Source organism: Halomonas dongshanensis (assembly GCF_024790395.1).
In the GTDB taxonomy this organism is placed as follows: domain Bacteria; phylum Pseudomonadota; class Gammaproteobacteria; order Pseudomonadales; family Halomonadaceae; genus Vreelandella; species Vreelandella dongshanensis.
Window position 1 is genome coordinate 678,596 of record NZ_JAJISC010000001.1, and the last position, 18,733, is coordinate 697,328.

17 protein-coding genes are annotated in these 18,733 nt (G+C 59.2%); 15 read left to right on the forward strand and 2 right to left on the reverse strand.

The genetic code is table 11. The features are described from left to right. Positions 1-124 precede the first annotated feature (124 nt). From LLY24_RS03130 to LLY24_RS03190, 13 genes are all read left to right on the forward strand, one after another. Positions 125-1,354 carry an aldose epimerase family protein gene (locus tag LLY24_RS03130; RefSeq protein ID WP_259034799.1) on the forward strand — a complete coding sequence of 410 codons (1,230 nt, stop codon included), beginning with the start codon at positions 125-127 and terminating at the stop codon, positions 1,352-1,354. A 75-nt stretch (positions 1,355-1,429) separates the two neighbouring features. Then, positions 1,430-2,425, forward strand: coding sequence for an arabinose ABC transporter substrate-binding protein (locus LLY24_RS03135; protein WP_259034800.1), 996 nt, complete (start codon positions 1,430-1,432; stop codon positions 2,423-2,425). A 26-nt stretch (positions 2,426-2,451) separates the two neighbouring features. Continuing rightward, a complete protein-coding gene (gene araG, locus LLY24_RS03140; protein WP_259034901.1) occupies positions 2,452-3,945 on the forward strand; it encodes an L-arabinose ABC transporter ATP-binding protein AraG in 1,494 nt (497 codons plus the stop codon). 25 nt (positions 3,946-3,970) lie between these two features. Further along, positions 3,971-4,990: an L-arabinose ABC transporter permease AraH gene (gene araH / locus LLY24_RS03145; protein WP_259034801.1), complete on the forward strand. Its 1,020-nt coding sequence runs from the start codon at positions 3,971-3,973 to the stop codon at positions 4,988-4,990. A gap of 38 nt (positions 4,991-5,028) precedes the next feature. Beyond that, the gene (locus LLY24_RS03150; RefSeq protein WP_259034802.1) at positions 5,029-6,780 is read left to right on the forward strand and encodes an IlvD/Edd family dehydratase; all 1,752 of its coding nucleotides are present in this window, start codon (positions 5,029-5,031) and stop codon (positions 6,778-6,780) included. A 307-nt stretch (positions 6,781-7,087) separates the two neighbouring features. Continuing rightward, positions 7,088-7,366, forward strand: a complete 279-nt coding sequence (locus LLY24_RS03155) for a hypothetical protein (protein WP_259034902.1) — start codon at positions 7,088-7,090, stop codon at positions 7,364-7,366. Between the two features lie 163 nt (positions 7,367-7,529). Then, positions 7,530-8,639: a DUF1624 domain-containing protein gene (locus LLY24_RS03160; protein ID WP_259034803.1), complete on the forward strand. Its 1,110-nt coding sequence runs from the start codon at positions 7,530-7,532 to the stop codon at positions 8,637-8,639. A 107-nt stretch (positions 8,640-8,746) separates the two neighbouring features. Next, the gene (locus LLY24_RS03165; RefSeq protein ID WP_345799634.1) at positions 8,747-9,877 is read left to right on the forward strand and encodes a serine hydrolase; all 1,131 of its coding nucleotides are present in this window, start codon (positions 8,747-8,749) and stop codon (positions 9,875-9,877) included. 51 nt (positions 9,878-9,928) lie between these two features. Then, positions 9,929-10,207, forward strand: coding sequence for a peptidylprolyl isomerase (locus tag LLY24_RS03170; protein WP_259034804.1), 279 nt, complete (start codon positions 9,929-9,931; stop codon positions 10,205-10,207). 72 nt (positions 10,208-10,279) lie between these two features. Further along, the gene (locus LLY24_RS03175; protein ID WP_259034904.1) at positions 10,280-11,215 is read left to right on the forward strand and encodes an ABC transporter ATP-binding protein; all 936 of its coding nucleotides are present in this window, start codon (positions 10,280-10,282) and stop codon (positions 11,213-11,215) included. After that, a complete protein-coding gene (locus LLY24_RS03180) occupies positions 11,212-11,973 on the forward strand; it encodes an ABC transporter permease (protein ID WP_259034805.1) in 762 nt (253 codons plus the stop codon). Before LLY24_RS03175 ends, LLY24_RS03180 begins: the two co-directional genes overlap by 4 nt. A gap of 29 nt (positions 11,974-12,002) precedes the next feature. Further along, entirely contained in the window at positions 12,003-13,007 is a 1,005-nt protein-coding gene (locus tag LLY24_RS03185) for a nucleoid-associated protein (RefSeq protein ID WP_259034806.1), read from the forward strand. Positions 13,008-13,136: 129 nt separating this feature from the next. Then, positions 13,137-13,607 carry a tellurite resistance TerB family protein gene (locus LLY24_RS03190; protein WP_259034807.1) on the forward strand — a complete coding sequence of 157 codons (471 nt, stop codon included), beginning with the start codon at positions 13,137-13,139 and terminating at the stop codon, positions 13,605-13,607. A gap of 5 nt (positions 13,608-13,612) precedes the next feature. On the opposite strand, the gene LLY24_RS03195 is transcribed toward LLY24_RS03190, so the two are convergent. Both LLY24_RS03195 and LLY24_RS03200 read right to left on the reverse strand, forming a co-directional pair. After that, positions 13,613-14,617 carry a serine hydrolase domain-containing protein gene (locus LLY24_RS03195; protein WP_259034808.1) on the reverse strand — a complete coding sequence of 335 codons (1,005 nt, stop codon included), beginning with the start codon at positions 14,615-14,617 and terminating at the stop codon, positions 13,613-13,615. A 492-nt stretch (positions 14,618-15,109) separates the two neighbouring features. Further along, positions 15,110-15,406 (reverse strand): hypothetical protein, encoded by a 297-nt coding sequence (locus tag LLY24_RS03200; RefSeq protein ID WP_259034809.1) that lies wholly within the window; start codon positions 15,404-15,406, stop codon positions 15,110-15,112. 828 nt (positions 15,407-16,234) lie between these two features. On the opposite strand from LLY24_RS03200, the gene fliD reads away from it, so the two are divergent. Together fliD and LLY24_RS03210 are read left to right on the forward strand one after the other, a co-directional pair. After that, positions 16,235-17,578: a flagellar filament capping protein FliD gene (gene fliD / locus LLY24_RS03205; protein WP_259034810.1), complete on the forward strand. Its 1,344-nt coding sequence runs from the start codon at positions 16,235-16,237 to the stop codon at positions 17,576-17,578. A 134-nt stretch (positions 17,579-17,712) separates the two neighbouring features. Further along, positions 17,713-18,555 (forward strand): flagellin N-terminal helical domain-containing protein, encoded by an 843-nt coding sequence (locus LLY24_RS03210; RefSeq protein ID WP_259034811.1) that lies wholly within the window; start codon positions 17,713-17,715, stop codon positions 18,553-18,555. Positions 18,556-18,733: the final 178 nt, after the last annotated feature.

The following is an 18,733-nucleotide window of genomic DNA, read 5'->3' on the forward strand; positions in this document are numbered from 1 at the left end:
TCCATACGTATATCACTTTTAGCGGATTTCTGTATTGGTCGGTTATGGGAGAATTACCTAGTGTAGAGGCTGACCTGAAAATGGTGATTTCGCCCTGATAACAACAATCCTTCAAGGAGCGGGCATGTTCATACCGAACGTTCTACGGGGTTCATTCGTCCCGGTACTGCTCTCTGCGATGGGTGGGTCGCTGCTGGGAGTGAGTACGGCCCACGCGCAGCAAGAGACATCGCCAATGAATCAACCCAATCGCACTCCCGGCATCGAACAGAGTATTTTCGGGCAACTGCCCGATGGCCGAGAGGTGGATCGCTATCGTCTCACTAACGTCAACGGCCTCGAGCTCGAGGTGATCAACTACGGTGGCACCATCGTCTCGCTCGAAGTGCCGGATAGCCAAGGGCAATTCGACGATATCGTGCTCGGGTTCGATACGCTCGATGGCTACCTCTCCGATACCTACCGACAGGTGAATCCCTACTTCGGCGCGCTCATCGGGCGCTACGGCAACCGTATCGCGGGCGGCCGTTTTTCGCTGGAGGGCGAGACTTTTACGCTTGCCACCAACGATGGCGATAACCACCTGCATGGCGGCGAGCAAGGCTTCGATCAAAAGCTTTGGCAGGCCGAGCCCGTTGATAACGCTCGCGGCCCGGGGGTGGTGCTGCGTTACACCAGCGCCGACGGCGAAGAGGGCTACCCTGGCGAACTCGATGTCGAAGTGACCTACACCCTGACCGACCAGGACGAGTTGGTCATCGACTACGTGGCCGAAACCGACAAGGCCACGCCGGTCAATCTGACCCAGCACAGCTACTTCAACCTGGTCGGCGAGGGCCACGCGAGCATCGAGGCCCACCAGCTCATGCTCAATGCCGACACCTTCACCCCGGTCGATGACAGCCTGATCCCTACAGGTGAACGGCGTGAGGTAGCCGGGACGCCTTTTGACTTCACGCGGCCAACGGCTATCGGTGAGCGTATCGATCAGGACAACGAGCAGTTGACCTTCGGCCAAGGGTACGACCATAACTTCGTGCTCGATCGCGAGAAGGCCGGCGACGGTGCGCTGACACTGGCCGCGCGGGTGTGGGAGCCGACCACCGGCCGGGTGCTGGAGATCGAAACCACCGAGCCGGGTATCCAGTTCTACTCGGGCAATTTTCTCGGCGGCGAACTGACTGGCAAGCGCGGCGAGGTCTATCAGCGGCGCTCGGGGTTCGCGCTGGAAACTCAGCACTTCCCCGACTCACCCAATCAAGAGAGCTTCCCCAGCACGATTCTAGAGCCCGGCGAGCGCTATCATTCGCGCACCGTGCTGCGTTTTTCTACCCGTGAAGAGAACGATAGCTGACCAAACCCGAACGCCGCGTCGGCGTGATCCAGAACGTAAGACTCACAACAACAAACGATTGGAAGGAGCTTCACCATGCGCTTGACCCATTCACTCGCTCGCCTTGCACTTTGCAGCGCCATCATGATGGCTCCGTTCGCCGCTCAGGCGCAAAGCGACGAGAACGTAAAAATCGGTTTTATCGTCAAGAAGCCCGAGCAGGCCTGGTTCATCAATGAGCAGCAGGCCGCTACCGCCGCCGGCGAGGAGCTGGGCTTTCAGGTGGTGCGTCTCGGCGGTGAAGATGGTCAGGAGGTGCTCAGCGCCATCGACAACCTTTACTCCCAGGGAGCGCAAGGCTTCGTCATCTGCCCGCCGGATGTGCGCCTGGGGCCGGCGATCATGAACCGCGCCGAACAATACGGCATGAAGGTGATCACCGTGGACGATCAGTTCGTGACCTCCAGCGGTGAGCCGATGGAGGGCGTGCCGCATCTGGGGATGTCGGGCACCAAAATCGGCATGCAGGTGGGTGAGGCGATCGCTGCCGAGATGCAGGCCCGCGGTTGGGATATGGACGAGGTCGCCGCGCTGCGCATCACCAACAACGAACTGCCCACGGCGGTAGAGCGCACCGATGGCGCCACCCAGGCGCTGATTGATGCGGGCTTTCCCGAGGCGAATATCTTCGATGCGCCCCAGCAGAGTACCGATACCAGTGGGGCGTTTTCCGCCGCCTCGCCGGTGCTCTCCCAGCGCGGCGGTTTCGAGCACTGGGTGATCTACGCCTTGAACGAGGAGAGCGTGCTGGGCGGCGTGCGCGCCACCGAGCAGTATGGGCTGGCGCCCGAGAACGTGATCGGCGTAGGCATCAATGGCTCCGGCGCCGCTTTTGCCGAGTTCTCTCGCAACAACCCGACCGGCTTTCACGGCACCGTGGCGGTAAGTTCCACCATGCACGGCCGCCAGACCGCCGAGGATCTCTACCGCTGGATCGCCGAGGATGAGCAGCCGCCGGCCAATACCGAGACCACTGGCACTCTGATGACCCGTGACAACTGGCAGGACGTGCGCGAGGAGCTGGGCCTTTGAAACCGGCCGACGAAGAGGAGAACGACATGACCCAGCCGTTTCTTCGTTTCGAGGAGATCAGCGTGGTGTTCCCCGGCGTGCGGGCGCTCGACAAGGTGAGCTTCGCCGCCCACGCCGGGCAGGTCCACGCGCTGATGGGCGAGAACGGCGCCGGTAAGTCGACGCTGCTCAAGGTACTCAGCGGCGTTAACCGCACCACCGAAGGAGCGCTCTGGATCGACGGTCAGCGCCACGTCTTCACCAACGCCCGCGAGGCGCTGCGCGAAGGGGTGGCGATCATCTACCAGGAGCTGACCCTGTCGCCGAACATGTCGGTGGCGGAGAACCTGCTGCTGGGCCAGCTACCCACGCGCAGCGGGTTCGTGGATCGTCGCCGATTGAAGGAGCGGGCGCTTGCAATCCTTCAGGATCTGGGCGAAGGGGCGATCCACCCCTCGACCAAAGTGCGCGAGCTCTCCATCGGCCAGCAGCAGATGATCGAGATCGGCCGGGCGCTTCTGCGCGATGCCCGAGTGATCGCCTTCGACGAGCCCACCAGCAGCCTGTCGGTGCAGGAGACGCGCCAGCTCAAACGCATCGTCCAAAGGTTGCGGGACGAAGGGCGCGTGGTGCTCTACGTGACCCACCGCATGGAGGAGGTGTTCGAGATGTGCGATGCGGTGACCATCTTTCGTGATGGCTGCCATATTCGCACCCACGAGCAGATGGCAACGCTCACTCACGACCAACTGGTTAGTGAGATGGTCGGCCGGGACATCGACGACGTCTACGGCTATCGCCCTCGCGAGACTGGCGAGATCGCGCTGCGGGTGGACGCAATCGAGGGGCGCGGTGTCAGCACGCCGGTCAGCTTCGCGGTGAAAAAGGGCGAAGTGTTTGGCCTATTCGGGCTGGTCGGCGCCGGGCGCAGCGAGCTGCTTCGCTTGGTGTGCGGAGTCGAGGCGCCGAAGGCGGGCAGCGTCACCTTCAACGGCGTGACCCGGCGCTTCAAGAGCCCGGGGGAGGCGATTCGCGCCGGCATCGCCATGTGCCCGGAGGATCGCAAGTCCCAAGGCATCTTTCCCGTGGCGAGCGTGGCGGACAATCTGAACATCAGCTGTCGGCGCTTTTTCAAGCGGCTTGGCGTATTTCGCCACCCCGGGCGCGAGCGACGCAACGCCCAGGACTACATCCAGAAGCTCAGTGTCAAGACGCCGAGCTATCGCGCGCCGATCGGCAAGCTCTCCGGCGGCAACCAGCAGAAGGTGATTCTCGCTCGCTGGCTCTCTGAAAAGATCGACCTGTTCGTCATGGATGAGCCGACCCGGGGCATCGACGTGGGCGCGCGGCGTGACATCTACGGCCTGCTCTACGACCTCGCCGAGCAAGGCAAGAGCGTGGTGGTGATCTCGAGCGACCTGGCCGAGGTGAGCTCGATTTGCGACCGCATCGCGGTGATGCGCGATGGCGCGCTGGTCGAGGTGGTGGAGCGCGCTGAGGCGACACCGGAGCGCCTGCTGGGGCTGGCGCTGCCGGCCTGAACCGATTCTTTCAAAGGGTTTGACGATGACAACGAACAAGGCCACCCCTTATCAAGAAGACGTCAGGGCGCCGGCGCGCCCCGCCGGCCGCCAGGGTTTGATCAAGCCGCTGCGCACGCTGCTGGATACCTCGGGACTGATCGCCATCTTTCTGTTGCTGTTCGTAGCGCTGGCAGTGTTCATTCCGGACTTCCTCACCGGGCGCAACATGGTCGGGCTTTTGCTCTCGATCACCCTGATCGGCAGCCTCGCCACCACCATGATGCTGGTACTGGCGCTGGGAGAAGTCGATCTTTCTGTAGCCTCCACCGTAGCCTTCGCAGGCGTGGTGGCGGCGGTGGTCACTTCCAGTACAGGTAGCGTTTTTATCGGCGTGATCGGTGGCATCGTGGCCGGTGGCGCTGTGGGCGCTTTCAATGGGTTGGTGATCGCTCGCTTCGGCATCAACTCGCTGATCGCCACGCTAGCAGCCATGGAGTTCGTACGCGGCCTGGCCTACATCACCTCCGGTGGTGATGCGGTGATGATCACCGTGCCGGGTTTTTTCGACCTGGGTAGCGCTTCGTTTCTGGGTCTGACGCTACCAGTCTGGACTATGCTGGCCTGCTTCGTGATTTTTGGCGTGGTGCTCAACATGACCGCGTTTGGGCGCAACGTGCTCGCCACCGGCGGTAATTCGGAGGCGGCGGCCCTGGCCGGAGTCAACGTGCGACGCCTCAAGATCATCGTCTTCGGTCTGCAGGGCGTGGTCGCAGGCGTCGTCGGGGTGCTGCTCGCCTCGCGCATGGGCTTGGGCGACCCCAACACCTCCATGGGGCTCGAGCTTGCGGTCATCTCCGCCTGCGTACTGGGCGGCGTCGCGCTCTCCGGCGGGGTGGCGACGATCACCGGCGTCGTGGTGGGGGTTTTGATCATGGGCTGCGTGCAGAACGCCATGGGGCTTCTCAACGTGCCCACCTTTTACCAGTACCTGGTACGTGGCGCGATCCTGCTGCTGGCCGTCATGTTCGACCGCTGGAAGCAGACCCGCCGACAGCGCGCCTAACACCGTTTTTCTTTCTACGACCGTTCCGGAGAGCCCTCATGTCCGATCAACAAAAAAAAGCCCCCCTACGCTCGGCTCAGTGGTTCGGCACCGCCGACAAGAACGGCTTCATGTATCGAAGCTGGATGAAGAATCAGGGCATTCCTGATCATGAATTCCAGGGCAAGCCGATCATCGGTATCTGCAACACCTGGTCGGAGCTGACCCCTTGCAACGCCCACTTTCGCAAGCTCGCCGAGCACGTGAAAAAAGGCGTGCTCGAGGCCGGCGGCTACCCGGTCGAGTTTCCGGTCTTCTCCAACGGCGAGTCCAATCTTCGCCCCACGGCGATGTTCACTCGCAACCTCGCGAGCATGGATGTGGAAGAAGCGATTCGCGGCAACCCGATCGATGCGGTGGTGCTATTGGTGGGCTGCGACAAGACCACCCCAGCGCTGCTGATGGGTGCGGCGAGCTGTGATATTCCGACCATCGTGGTCACCGGCGGGCCGATGCTCAACGGCAAGCACGAGGGCCGGGACATCGGCTCCGGCACTGTGGTCTGGAAGCTCTCCGAGCAGGTCAAGGCCGGCGAAATCTCGCTGCACGACTTCATGGCCGCCGAGGCGGGCATGTCGCGCTCGACGGGCACCTGCAACACCATGGGCACCGCCTCGACCATGGCCTGCATGGCGGAGTCACTCGGCGTGTCGCTGCCCCATAACGCGGCGATTCCGGCGGTGGATTCGCGCCGCTACGTGCTGGCGCATCTTTCGGGCAACCGCATCGTCGAGATGGTCCATGAGGATCTCAGACTCTCGAAGGTGCTCACGAAGGAAGCCTTCGACAACGCGATTCGTACCAACGCGGCGATCGGCGGTTCTACCAACGCGGTGATTCACCTCAAAGCCATTGCCGGACGTATCGGCGTGGATCTCACGCTCGATGACTGGAGCCGGGTCGGGCGTGGCACGCCCACGCTGGTCGACCTGCAGCCCTCCGGACGCTTTCTAATGGAAGAGTTCTACTACGCTGGGGGGCTGCCTGCGGTTCTCCGACGCCTGGGCGAAGCCGACCGGCTGCCGTTCAGGGACGCGCTCACCGTCAACGGCAAAACGCTCTGGGAGAACGTGCAGGACGCACCGCTCTACAACGACGCGGTGATCCGCCCGCTGGACAACCCGCTCACTGCGGACGGCGGCATCTGCATCCTGCGCGGCAACCTTGCCCCTAACGGTGCGGTGCTCAAGCCATCGGCGGCGACGCCCGCACTGATGCAGCACCGCGGCCGGGCGGTGGTGTTCGAGGACTTCGACGACTACAAGGCGCGGATCAACGACCCGGGTCTGGACGTCGAGGCGAGCGACATTCTGGTCATGAAGCACTGCGGCCCGCGTGGGTACCACGGCATGGCGGAGGTGGGCAATATGGGCCTACCGCCCAAGATTTTGGCGCAGGGCGTGACGGATATGGTGCGTATTTCGGATGCGCGCATGAGCGGGACGGCCTACGGCACGGTAGTGCTGCACGTGGCGCCGGAAGCGGCCGCCGGTGGCCCACTGGCCGCGGTACAAAACGGCGACTGGATCGAGCTCGACTGCCAGAGCGGGCGGCTGCATCTGGACGTGAGTGATGAGCAAATTGCCACGCGGCTGGCGAAGTGTGACGCCACGGCGGCATCGACGCTGATCGCCCGTCAGGGCGGCTACCGCCAGCTCTACATCGAGCGGGTGCTGCAGGCCGATGAAGGCTGTGACTTCGATTTTCTGGTGGGGTGTCGGGGCGCAGAGGTGCCGCGCCACTCGCATTGAGTCAACAAACGCCCCGCTGACACGGCCAGCGGGGCCCATGTGTCAAAGCGAAACAATAATGACTTCTGTTGAGCGTGCTGCGCGAACTGCGTTGGCACGCTTTTTATTTATTTAAGTTTCTGTTTTTATATGTTTTTTAATTTTTATGGCACGGCGTGGCATGGCCGGTGCAGTGTTCAGGGCAAGAACGCACAGGTAGGACAACCTTGACGTTCTTACTCCAGAAGTTGAAGTGTTAGTAGGACTTAAGCTTTAAACCGCTTTAAACGTAGTAAGAAAGTGAAGCCAATTAGGAGGCACGATCATGATGAAGAAGGACTCTCTCAAAAAGCTCGGTATCCTCGGCGTATCTTTCGGCCTGATGGCCAGCCCGCTCGCCTTCGCTGAAATGGAAGGTGGCACCGCGCCGCAAGAGCCGGCGCCTTACGATGAACCGCAAGATGATCAGGGCTCTTTCAACACCTACGAAACCGATGAAAACGTAGGCACCGAGTACGAAGAGGAAGAGCAAGAATACACCTACGAGGAAGAGGAAGAAGAGCAGGAGTGGGGCACCGCTGAAGAGGAAGACGACGCCCAGTGGTAAGACCCACGCAAAGGAACTGACCTCTTTCCGGCTCAAGGATGAGCCCCAAGATGCCCCGCTACCGGCGGGGCATCTTGCTGTGTGCGCTATCAACGGCACGTCTGTGGCTTCAACGCTATGTTAGGAGTAACTAACGCTACTCTTCGCCGACAAGGACGTGCCTATGGCATCTTTACTGATGCAGACTCCCCAGTTGCCCAAGGCCGAAGGCCGCATTGATGCTATCGACTTGGCCCGCGGTACCGCCATTGCCTTGATGATCGTAAGCCACGCCGTGAGCGGGCTTTTGGGTATACGCAACGTGCCCGATTGGGGCATGGTGCCTGTTCATTTTCTCACCAAGTTCTCCTCGTCGTTGTTCATTCTGGTGTTCGGTATTGCCTTGGCCGTCGCGTTCTTATCGCACACCCAAGATGAGGACTGGCCCCGGCGGCGGCTGAAGCTATGGCTGCGCGCGCTGGAAGTGTGGTTTTGGTACAAGGTGCTGGTGGTCGTCGAGATGCTGCCGTTCAACGCCCCCAGCGACATCGTCGATACCCTGATGTACCGCAACTACGCCATCTGGGTGGAGATTCTCGGCTTCTACGCCGTGGCTCTTTTGTGGGTACCGCTGCTGTTGCCTTTGTGGGCGCGCGCGCCGCTATGGAGCCGCGTGGCGATCATCATCGCGTTGGTGGGGCTATCTGCGTGGCTGCAAACCCTCACCTTTGGCGGCAATAATTTACTCAAGGCGTTTTTAGTCGACCATGAAGACTATTACGCCTGGGGGCAGATCAGCCGAGCCCCCTTGGTGCTGGTGGGGCTTTTGATCGGCGAAGCCGTTCTGCGCTGTTACTTCGATGCTAAACGCCGTTGGCAGCTGGTGGGTACGCTATTGGGCGTGGGGCTTTTGATGGTGGCGGCCTTCTTCGTCATGGCAGCGATCAAAGGTGACGTCGATGCCGCTATGATGGCGGTGGCCCAGAATGCAGGTAAACATCCGCCGGAGCTCATGTTCATGCTGTATAGCCTGGGTGGCGCCTTGGCGCTATTGGCGCTTGCGCTGGCGGGCGGTGCATTGGCCGCCAAGGCGCTCTTGCCCTTGACGCTGGTGGGCACGGACGCGTTAAAAGCCTTCATTTTCCATATCGTGGCCATCTTTCTGGTGCTGCGTTTTCTGCTCGAAGGCGAGGGCGCCTATACCTATCCACAGGCGCTTGGCGTCGGCGGGCTGTTGATACTGGGCGCGGCGCTATGGATCGTGGTGACCCGCTGGATGGCGGCGCGACGGTGAACGAGCGCTCTTCGCCGTAGTCTAGACCCTCGACTCTCAGACAGCGACATACCTCTTGAGAGCGACATACCTTGAGAACGTATATCTCGAGAAAGGAGCGGTCAGTCTTGAAGACGTGGTGTAGCGGTATGCGGACAGAAAGCAGTGCAAGCGTTAGAAACGTGATGGCGTTGATGGTTCTGGCGCTCTCCCTGATGCTGGCCTTGCCCGCCCATGCCGACTGGTATCGAGAGGTGGATAAGCAGAGCGCCTGGCAGGGAGACCTTCGCGCGCGGGTGGCGGCCATCGAGGAGGTGTTCGGCGGTACGCTGGGGCTTTACGTGTACGACATTGACGGCGGCGAAGCCTTCTCCTGGCGCGCCGATGATCCTTGGTACCTCGCTTCCTTGGTGAAGGTGCCGATTGCAGCCGAGGTGTTCGCCGAGCGCGATCAAGAGGAGTTGAGCCTGGATGAGCGCCTGGTGCTGCGCGATGAGGACTTCGTCGACGGCGCCGGGCCGACCATCTGGCACGACCCCGGAACGCCCATCTCGATTAACTACCTGCTCGAGCAGATGATCACCGTAAGCGACAACACCGCCTCCGACATGTTGATTCATCGCGTTGGGCTGGAAGCCGTCAACCGCCGCGCCCAGGCGCTGGTGACTGCAGGTGGCGGTGATGCGTCAACGCTTGGGCCGATCACTCGGCTGGTCGGCGTGCGCCAAGGCGTTTACGCCCAGATGCATCCCGAGGCGCGAGCGCTGACGGGGCGCGACTTCATCGCCCTGCGACAGCACCGCGTGGCTGACCGTCCTGGCGCGCTTGTCAGGCGGCTCGGCGTTAGCCCGAGTAGCTTCGATGCGCCCGACTATGACAGCGCCTTCGATGCCTATGAGGCCAGCGGTGAAAACAGCGCGCCGCTGCGCACCTACGGCGATTTGCTCGCGGGGCTACGTCAGGAAGCGCGCTTTGCCCCCGTCCTTTCGCTCATGCAGCACACCACATCGGGCGAGGGGCGGCTCAAGGCCGGGCTTGCCCTCTCGGCCGGAGCGGCGCGTTTTGCCCACAAGACCGGCACCCAGCACCGGCGTACCTGCGATGCAGGGATCGTCACGCGGGGCACTGCCGAAAGCGCGCGTGACGTCGTCGTGGTCGCCTGCAGCCGTGGGCCGGTTGCGCGCGGGCCGCACGAAAATGCGCTGGCGCGCGTCGGTGAAGCACTGCGTCGCAGTGGAGCGCTCGGCGAGCCGTGGTAAACTGTGCGGCTTGATTGTCCCCTTACTTGCTCGATTATTTTGGAGTTCTCTATGGCACGCGCAACCGCCCGCCACATTCTCGTCAACAGCGAAGAACAGTGTCTCGCGCTCAAGCAGGAAATCGAAAACGGCCGTGATTTCGCCGAGGTCGCCAAGCAGCACTCAAGTTGCCCCTCCGGCCGCCAGGGCGGTGATCTGGGCAGCTTTGGCCCGGGACAGATGGTGCCTGAGTTCGACAAGGTCGTGTTCAGCGGCGAGCTCAACCAGGTGCACGGCCCCGTGCGTACCCAGTTCGGCTACCACCTGCTCGAAATCACCAGCCGCAGCTAGCCGCCGCCAGCTCGCACCATGAACGACTCGACGCATCCGCCTGGGTGCGTCGAGGCCTTTCAGGAGTTCGTCTTGAACGACCCCATCATCGCCATCGACGGCGTCAAGAAAACCTTCGACGGTGGTTTTCACGCGCTAAAGCAGGTCGATCTACATATCCAGCGCGGCGAAATCTTTGCCCTGCTCGGCCCCAACGGGGCGGGCAAGACCACCTTGATCAGCATCGTCTGCGGGCTGGTCAGCGCCAGTGAAGGGCGCGTTACGGTCGATGGTTTCGATAACGTCAGCGACTACCGCAAAGCGCGCGAGCGTATTGGCCTCGTGCCTCAAGAGCTCACCAACGAAGCGTTCGAAACCGTTTGGAACACGGTCACTTTCAGTCGTGGTCTGTTCGGCAAGCCGCCGAATCCTGGGCACATTGAAAAGGTGCTCAAGGCGCTCTCGCTGTGGGAAAAACGCCATAATCGTTTGATGACGCTCTCCGGCGGCATGAAGCGGCGCGTGCTGATCGCCAAGGCGCTCTCCCACGAGCCCCGCGTGCTGTTTCTCGACGAACCCACCGCTGGGGTCGACGTGGAGCTTCGCCGCGACATGTGGAACGTGGTGCGCAGGCTTCGCGACGACGGCGTGACCATCATTCTCACCACCCACTACATCGAAGAAGCCGAGGAGATGGCCGACCGCATTGGCGTGATCAATCACGGCGAAATCGTACTGGTGGAGGAGAAGCACGCGCTGATGAAAAAGCTTGGCAGCAAGCAGCTCACCTTGCAGCTACACCGCCCGCTTGCCGCCATTCCCAACGCGCTGGGTGCGTACGATCTCACCTTGGCCGCCGAAGGCAGCGAGCTGGTCTACACCTACGATGGCCGCCAAGTGCCCGAAGGCCCCGGTATTTCGACGCTGCTCAACGCGCTGAACGCCGAAGGCATTAGCTACAAAGATTTGCACACCCGGCAGAGCTCTCTCGAGGATATCTTCGTCGATTTGGTCAAGGAGCGCGCATGAACCTCTACCCCATCCGAGCCATCTACATGGCTGAAATGGCGCGTATTCGGCGCACGCTGCTACAAAGCATCGTCTCGCCGGTGATCTCCACGTCGCTCTATTTCGTGGTGTTCGGCGCAGCGATTGGTTCGCGCATCACCGAAATAGAGGGCGTGAGCTACGGCGCCTTCATCGTGCCGGGCCTGATCATGCTGATGCTGCTCACCCAGAGCGTCTCCAACGCCTCGTTCGGCATCTTTTTTCCTAAGTTTTCCGGCAGCATCTACGAGCTGTTATCGGCGCCGATCTCCTATCTGGAAATTGTTATTGGCTATGTGGGCGCGGCGGCCTCCAAATCGATTCTGCTCGGGCTTATCATCCTGGGGACGGCGAGTCTTTTCGTGCCGCTACACATCGAGCACCCGCTGTGGATGCTGGTGTTTTTGGTGCTGACGGCCATCACCTTTAGCCTACTTGGGTTCATCATCGGCATCTGGGCCGATGGCTTCGACAAGCTCCAACTGGTGCCGCTTTTGGTCATCACCCCGCTGACCTTTCTGGGTGGAAGCTTCTACTCCATCGAGATGCTGCCGCCGTTTTGGCAAGGTGTGACGCTGTTCAATCCCGTGGTCTATTTGGTCAGCGGCTTTCGCTGGAGCTTCTATGGCATCAGCGACGTTAGCGTCGTGGCCAGCGTGGCCATGATTCTGGTGTTCTTGAGCCTGTGCCTGGCTGCCGTTGCCTGGATCTTTCGCACCGGCTACCGCTTAAAGCCGTAACCCCTCTCGTTTTAGGATGACGCCTTGCCATGCCGCTAGTGAATAGCCTCGTACACCGCCTGGACCCCACACTCGACGGGGAGCGCTTGCAGCTTACGCTCTCCCCCAGCCCCGCCTCGAGCGATGCCAGCATGAGTCAGTTGGTCAATGCGCTCAACGATACCTACAACACCAAGCCCAAGGGGTGGGGGCGCTTTGTCGAGGAGGGCGACGCGGCGGGGCCCTTCGCCGTATGGCTGCACGAATATCAGGACAGCACGCGCGACTTTGCCGCGTTGACCAGTGCTATGGCCGAGCGCCTGATCGCCACGCTGGGCGAGCAGCTTTCAGTCGGTGGTTATCTCGTCTTTGGCCACCTGCGCCAGGGCGACACCGATACCCTGTTCATGGCGCTGGCACATCAGCGCGAAGGGATCGGCATCGATGAAGGGCATCAGGCCGCGCCTGCAGTGCTGCTCAATACCAGCCAACTGACGCTGGCGCTACGCATCAACCTGAGCCAGTGGCAGGAAGGCGGCGCCAGCACCCAATACGTCTCGTTCTTGAAAGACCGGGGTGGCAAGAAGCTAGGCGAGGCGATGGCCGACTTTCTCGGCATGCAGGAGGGGATCGATGCCCCCGCCGAGACGCGCACGCTGCTCAAGGCGTTCAGCGATTACGTCGAAAAAGAGGAGTTCGACGAAGCCGCTAGCCGCGAGAAGACCGATACCCTCGTGGATTACGCCAGCGAGCAGCTCAAACGCGGTGAGCCCATCACCCTGGAAACGCTCTCCGAACTGGTCGATGAGAGCGCACCCAAGGCGTTCTATGACCACATCCGCAACCTCGACTACGGCCTTTCGCCGGAGATTCCGCCAGACAAAAAAACGCTCAGCCAGTTTCGCCGCTTCACCGGCCGCGCCGGAGGGGTGTCGATCAGCTTCGACTCGCACCTGCTCGGTTCGAGCATCGAGTACGACGAAAACCAGGACCGCTTGATCATCAAGCAGGTGCCCAAGCAGCTCAAAGAGCAGTTGGTGAAGCGCAAGTCGTAAAGGTTTCTTCTGGGGAAGCGTAGGGTTTAAAACAGGCGGTCTAGACGCGCTAGGCGCGGTCAGGGCACCAAGTGAAAAAAATGTAGTCCGACTATTTGACTACCCTTGATTCACTTGAGGAGAGCGACCGTGCTGGATACCATTGCCGATTTTTTTCATCGTACCCTGGCCGAGCCGCAGCGCCGCCCGCAGCCAGAACTGACCTTGGAACTGGCCGCAGCGGCGCTGTTATGCGAAGTGATGCGCGCCGATTACGACGTCTCCACCGCCGAGCGCCAAGCCGTTTGCGCGATGCTCACCAAGCGTTATTCGCTATCCCAAGGCGAGGTCGAGGAGCTGATCGCCCTGGCCGAAGAGGAAGTCGACCAAGCGGTGGGCTACTACCCCTTCGTCAGCCTAATCAACGCCCACTATGACTACCCCCAGCGCTGCGAACTCGTCACTCTCATGTGGCACCTCGCCTGGGCCGACGGCAGCCTCGACCCCCTGGAAGAGCACCGCATCCGCCGTCTCGCCAGCCTGCTCCACGTTAGCCACAGCGACTTCATTCATGCCAAGTTGAAGGTGGAGGGTGAGGAAGCGACGCTGAAGGCAGAATAGAGCCGCTAGTGCTCAGTGGCTTCTTTATCCAATAGCGCACTCACTAGCCGATGTAGCTCATGCTGAAACTGCCCACCGGGGGAGGGCGGGTTAGGGTCGGCCGTGATGGCGATCGTCAGCGCCCGCTCGGGAATCACGTAGAGTGCTTGGCCGCCAAAGCCTCGGCCGTAGTAGACGTCTTCGCCCGCCAAACGGGTAACGAACCAGCCATACCCATAGCCATCGCCGGTCCAGGGCGAGCGGCCCCTGGGTTGCCAGGAAGCCTCGACCCAGCCCTGTGGTAGCAGGCGCTCACCGTCAATCACGCCATCGTTACGATAGAGCTCTCCGATTTGGATCAACGCGCGTGGCGAAAGCTGCATGTCGTTACCGCCGAAGTAAATCCCCTGCGGGTCGCGAGGCCAAGCGGGTAGAGAGATATCAAGCGGCTCTGCCAGTAAACGCCGTGCCAGGGCTAACGTGCTCTCACCACTTGCCTGGGTCAAGAGTGCCGAAAGAATATGACTGCTACCCGTGGAGTAGAGCATTCGTCCGCCAGGTTCATCGACAAAAGGGCGCGCAAGGGCATCCTCCACCCAATTGTTGCTGGCAACCCAGGCGGCGTAATGGCTTCCTGAAGTGCGCTCGAGTCCCGCCTGCATCGAGAGCAAATTGCCAATGGTGAGTTCTTCGATGCGTGGGTCGGTTTGGTGCGCGGGAATGGGCAAAATAGACACCACACGCTGCTCGGGTGACTCAATGACCCCCGCCTGCACGGCCGCTCCCGCCAAGGCCGCCAGCACGGTCTTGGAGAGCGACTTGACGTTGGCTGGCACAGCTAGCCCCGGCCCGCCTTGATGTCGTTCGAAAACGATTTCACCCTCGTGGGCTACGACCACGCTATGTAGTCGCTCCAGTGCGCCAATATCCTCTCCCCACGCCTGTAGTGTGGAGGTCGAAATGGAGTGCGCATGGGCAGTGGAGTGAACGAAAAAGAACGCAGACAGCAAAAGAAAGCGAAGAGCGCGCATAATGGCTTCCGATGAGATGAAGGAGTCGGGTGCTTTCAGCCTAGGCGCTGGGAGGGTGAGGAGCGAATGGGAAGCGCATCTCAATGAAGCACCATTGCCACAATAAGCATTTTCGTTACAACTAAGAACGCAAAATTACGCAAAGCTGGTGAGCCCCTGCTAGGCTGAAGGTGTCGCATCGAAGGGAGCAACCCTTTGATTTCAAAAAAACGCCAAGTAACCTTCAAACCGCAACACGCAGAAAGCAAGGAGTGCCATCATGCGTAGCATCATCTATATCGTGGGTCTGGTCGTCGTGGTTCTGTTCATCCTCTCCATGCTTGGCCTGCGCTAAGCGCTGTCCTCGCCGCTTAAGCCGCCCCTAAAAAGCGCCGCCCGCCTCTGGTAGTAATATACCTGAGGCGGGCGGCGCTTTTATTGGATGTCTTTTCTCTTAAATATCTTTTCTCTTAAATAGAAAGGTCGCTAGCGAGTGTTTGGTTGGACATGCACCTAGGCACAGTCCGCCGCCCCCTCGCCGAGCATCTCGAACATTAGCTCGCGCCCCAAACCGGTTAGCACTAAGCGCTCCTCGGCGTTATAGGTTGCGGCACCACTCTCTTCCAGCACACGCTGGCAGCTTACCCACACCGCATTGGCTCGCAAGCCGCGCAAATCGCGACCGCTCAACCCTCGGCGCGAAAGCGTTAGGCTTTCGGGCACCAGCCCGTGTGCGTAAAGCAGCTCGGCAGCCGTCAACAAGCACTGGCGCAGGCTGCGTTGCATGGGGGCGGCGGCATCGGCGGGCATGAGGGCTCCTGCGGTAAAACGTAGGTGTTGGGTCTAATTACTGCGCTGCAGTATAGACGAAAGTATAGGGTCTTTGTAACTGATTATTTATACACTTTTTCACAGGAAATCGTTATTAATTCATATGTCTGTCGCATTTTTCTATTACGGTAAATTATGTGGTGATATATAAATGTGAGTAAAAATAGTTGAAAGTATGACAATTGAATGCTGTTATGCCGAAGTATCGTTTTCTATAAAAATTAACATAAGTTACGAAAAGTAATGCTGGTGTAATCTAATGTGAGTTTTTTTAAAACAAACAAGAAAAGCCAGTAGTGGCGTTGTGGGAACGACTTGGGGGGAAGTCTTCAACCACCTGATATATAAGATGCATTAGTAGGGGAGCATAAAGATATGAAGGGAACGAATAACCCATCTAAGCAACGCTCAACTAGCGCTGCCTGGGTTAACGACGATATCAGCCCGTGTAGCACGGCTCGCCGATACCTTGGGCTGGACGACAAACGAATGCCCAATCATAGCCAAAAGACGCTGCACGGCAGTGTCTCTCTAAGAAAAACACCTACCGTCGTGTCGCTTCAGTGGCAATATGAGCAGCTTAAGGCGCTGGAAACGTTAATGGAGCAGGTGAGCGGATATCTGGAAAGCCAGCGTAGCGGCCCATTTTGGTAGGAAAAATGGAGGCACCTGTAAAGAGGGCGTGCCTGCATCGAGATACTTTTTGACGCTGGCTGTATGGTCGGCGTGTCTCTGTCGTAGGGCTAAAGTTACTGGCAACGCTGCCGATAAGCCTGGAAATGGCTACTTTTCTTGAAGGTGAAGGATATGGCATCGATCTCCGCATTGGGTGTTGGCTCAGGGCTGGATTTATCCGGCTTAGTAGATCAACTTCGGGCTGCTGAGCGCCAAAAGCTTGTACCCGTTCTTGAGCAGCAAAGCGCTCAAAAAACCAAAATATCTGCTTATGGTCGTCTTCAATCTGCTATGGAGCGAGTACAGACAGCAGTTTCTTCGCTGAACGATACTGCAACATTCAAGCAGCAAAAAAGTACTGTTACGGGCGACGGTGTGTTGGCCAATGCAAGTCAGACAGCCAACCCAGGCCGTTACGAAATCAGTGTTACGCAGTTGGCTCGTGGCAGCAGTGTTGCCTCTCAAAGTGTTGCTTTGAATGACGAGTTGAGCGCAACTCCCACTACCTTGAAGCTCGAGTTTGCCTCTGGCAGTGCTATCGACATCGATATCGCAGCAGGTAGTACACTGTCCGATGTTCGCGACCAGATCAATGCAACAAAAGAGTCTGGAGTTACTGCGTCATTGATCAATGATGGCACGGGCTATCGATTGGCGCTCAGTTCAAAGGAGACCGGTAAAGAGGCTTCTTTAACCAAATTTTCTGGCCTCAACTCGCTTGAGATGGATGCCACCACCTTACGGGCTGGACAAGACGCTGAACTTGACGTCAACGGCATCTCTATAACCAGTAAAACTAATAGGGTTGAGGAAGCTATTCAAGGAGTTACTCTTGACCTTACTGAGGCGTCGGACAAGCCCGTGACGCTAGTCATCGAACGCGACCAGGAAGCTTTGCGCGGCGCCATCGATGAGTTCGTCAAGAACTATAACGAGATGAAGTCGACTGTAGGGCGCATGACGAAATTCAACGGAGAGGGTGAAATCTCCGGTGAGCTTATTGGTGATCGTACGGTGCGCACCATAGAGAACCGTCTTCGACAAGATGTGACTAGTGATCTTGGCGAAGGCGATATTCAGCGGCTCTCGCAGATCGGCATTTCTTTGGATAAGCAAGGGCGCCTGGAAGTCGACGACGATAAGCTGAATGAAGCGATCGCTAGTGACCCCGCGGCGTTGTCTGGTTTTTTTGCAGGCGATACCAAGGATGCTGGCTTTGCAGGCAGGTTGAATACGACCCTTGAGGCGATTACCAAAGAGGATGGCTTGATCCAGAGCTCCGTTGGGAGTGCTGAGTTGCGCGTCGATAGCCTTGAGCAGCGTAAGCTGCGCATGGAGAGTAGCATTGAGCGTAGCATGGAGCGCTATCGCAAGCAGTTCAGCCAGTTGGATGGAATGATCGCGCAGATGAATTCTATGAGCAGCTATCTGGGCCAGCAGTTCGACTTGCTGAGCAATATGCAGAAAGCCAAGTAGGCTGTTACATTATTTTACACAAAGGATGCGATTTTTCCTCAAGATTCTGGTCATCAGGCCGTTAATTAAAATAACGGCGACAAAAGCGCCGCCAAGCAGGCCAAAGGGCCGGTTAATCTTTCAGGAGAACTACCATGTCTGTCATCAACACCAACATCACTTCCATGATCGGCCAGAACAACCTGCGTTCTTCCCAGAGCATGCTGGCTCAAGCGCAAGAACGTCTTTCTTCTGGTCTACGCATCAATAGCGCTTCCGACGACGCTGCCGGTCAGGCCATCGCCAATAAGATGACTGCCCAGATCAAGGGTATGGACCAGGCGAGCCGCAACGCCAGCGACGGCATCTCTCTGGTACAAACCATGGAAGGCGGTCTGGATCAGATCAACGACAACCTGCAGCGCATTCGTGAACTGGCGGTACAGGGTGCCAGCGATACCAACACTGCTGAAGACCGCGCCGCGATCACTACCGAGATCAACGAGCGTATCGCCGAAATCGACCGTGTGGCGGGCAGCAACAACTTCAACGGTACCAACCTGCTGGCCAGTGGTGCTAGCACCGCGCTGAACATTCAGGTTGGCGCGAATATCACGGATAACGACACCATTATCGTGAATACCTTTGATGCGACCAGTAGCGCATTGGGTGTCAGTGGTTCTGCGGCGGCTCTGTCTGGTGCTGGTGCGACCAATGCTGCCTTCCAGACACTGATCGACAACGTTGATACTGCGTTGGAATCGCTGGACACTCAGCGTGCAACCCTGGGTGCCACTCTGAACCGTTTCGACTCGGTAATCGACAACCTGGCGACCACCACCACCAACCTGTCTGAAGCGCGCTCGCGCATCGAGGATGCCGACTACGCTGTGGAAGTCTCCAACATGACCCGTGCGAACATCTTGCAGCAGGCGGGTACTTCCATGCTGGCACAGGCCAACCAGACCCCGCAGTCCGTTCTTTCTCTGCTGGGCTAATACGTCGTATCGTCCTTGGACGAACGACGCTAGAGACGGGGCCGAAGGGCTCCGTTTTTTTGGTCGAAAGAATAATATTCCGCGTTGCCAAGCTTACGAGCGATCCCTTGATCCTGTCATCCAATCGCTACGTCATTGCCAGAATACCTGCTCAAACATGAGCGCATTCACCCCTTTA

What these genes read in the sequence shown, in the direction of transcription:
- LLY24_RS03130 (WP_259034799.1), top strand. Translation starts at nt 125, where the DNA reads ATGTTCATACCGAACGTTCTACGGGGTTCATTCGTCCCGGTACTGCTC.
- LLY24_RS03135 (WP_259034800.1), top strand. Translation starts at nt 1,430, where the DNA reads ATGCGCTTGACCCATTCACTCGCTCGCCTTGCACTTTGCAGCGCCATC.
- araG (WP_259034901.1), top strand. Translation starts at nt 2,452, where the DNA reads ATGACCCAGCCGTTTCTTCGTTTCGAGGAGATCAGCGTGGTGTTCCCC.
- araH (WP_259034801.1), top strand. Translation starts at nt 3,971, where the DNA reads ATGACAACGAACAAGGCCACCCCTTATCAAGAAGACGTCAGGGCGCCG.
- LLY24_RS03150 (WP_259034802.1), top strand. Translation starts at nt 5,029, where the DNA reads ATGTCCGATCAACAAAAAAAAGCCCCCCTACGCTCGGCTCAGTGGTTC.
- LLY24_RS03155 (WP_259034902.1), top strand. Translation starts at nt 7,088, where the DNA reads ATGAAGAAGGACTCTCTCAAAAAGCTCGGTATCCTCGGCGTATCTTTC.
- LLY24_RS03160 (WP_259034803.1), top strand. Translation starts at nt 7,530, where the DNA reads ATGGCATCTTTACTGATGCAGACTCCCCAGTTGCCCAAGGCCGAAGGC.
- LLY24_RS03170 (WP_259034804.1), top strand. Translation starts at nt 9,929, where the DNA reads ATGGCACGCGCAACCGCCCGCCACATTCTCGTCAACAGCGAAGAACAG.
- LLY24_RS03180 (WP_259034805.1), top strand. Translation starts at nt 11,212, where the DNA reads ATGAACCTCTACCCCATCCGAGCCATCTACATGGCTGAAATGGCGCGT.
- LLY24_RS03185 (WP_259034806.1), top strand. Translation starts at nt 12,003, where the DNA reads ATGCCGCTAGTGAATAGCCTCGTACACCGCCTGGACCCCACACTCGAC.
- LLY24_RS03195 (WP_259034808.1), bottom strand. Translation starts at nt 14,617, where the DNA reads ATGCGCGCTCTTCGCTTTCTTTTGCTGTCTGCGTTCTTTTTCGTTCAC.
- LLY24_RS03200 (WP_259034809.1), bottom strand. Translation starts at nt 15,406, where the DNA reads ATGCCCGCCGATGCCGCCGCCCCCATGCAACGCAGCCTGCGCCAGTGC.
- fliD (WP_259034810.1), top strand. Translation starts at nt 16,235, where the DNA reads ATGGCATCGATCTCCGCATTGGGTGTTGGCTCAGGGCTGGATTTATCC.
- LLY24_RS03210 (WP_259034811.1), top strand. Translation starts at nt 17,713, where the DNA reads ATGTCTGTCATCAACACCAACATCACTTCCATGATCGGCCAGAACAAC.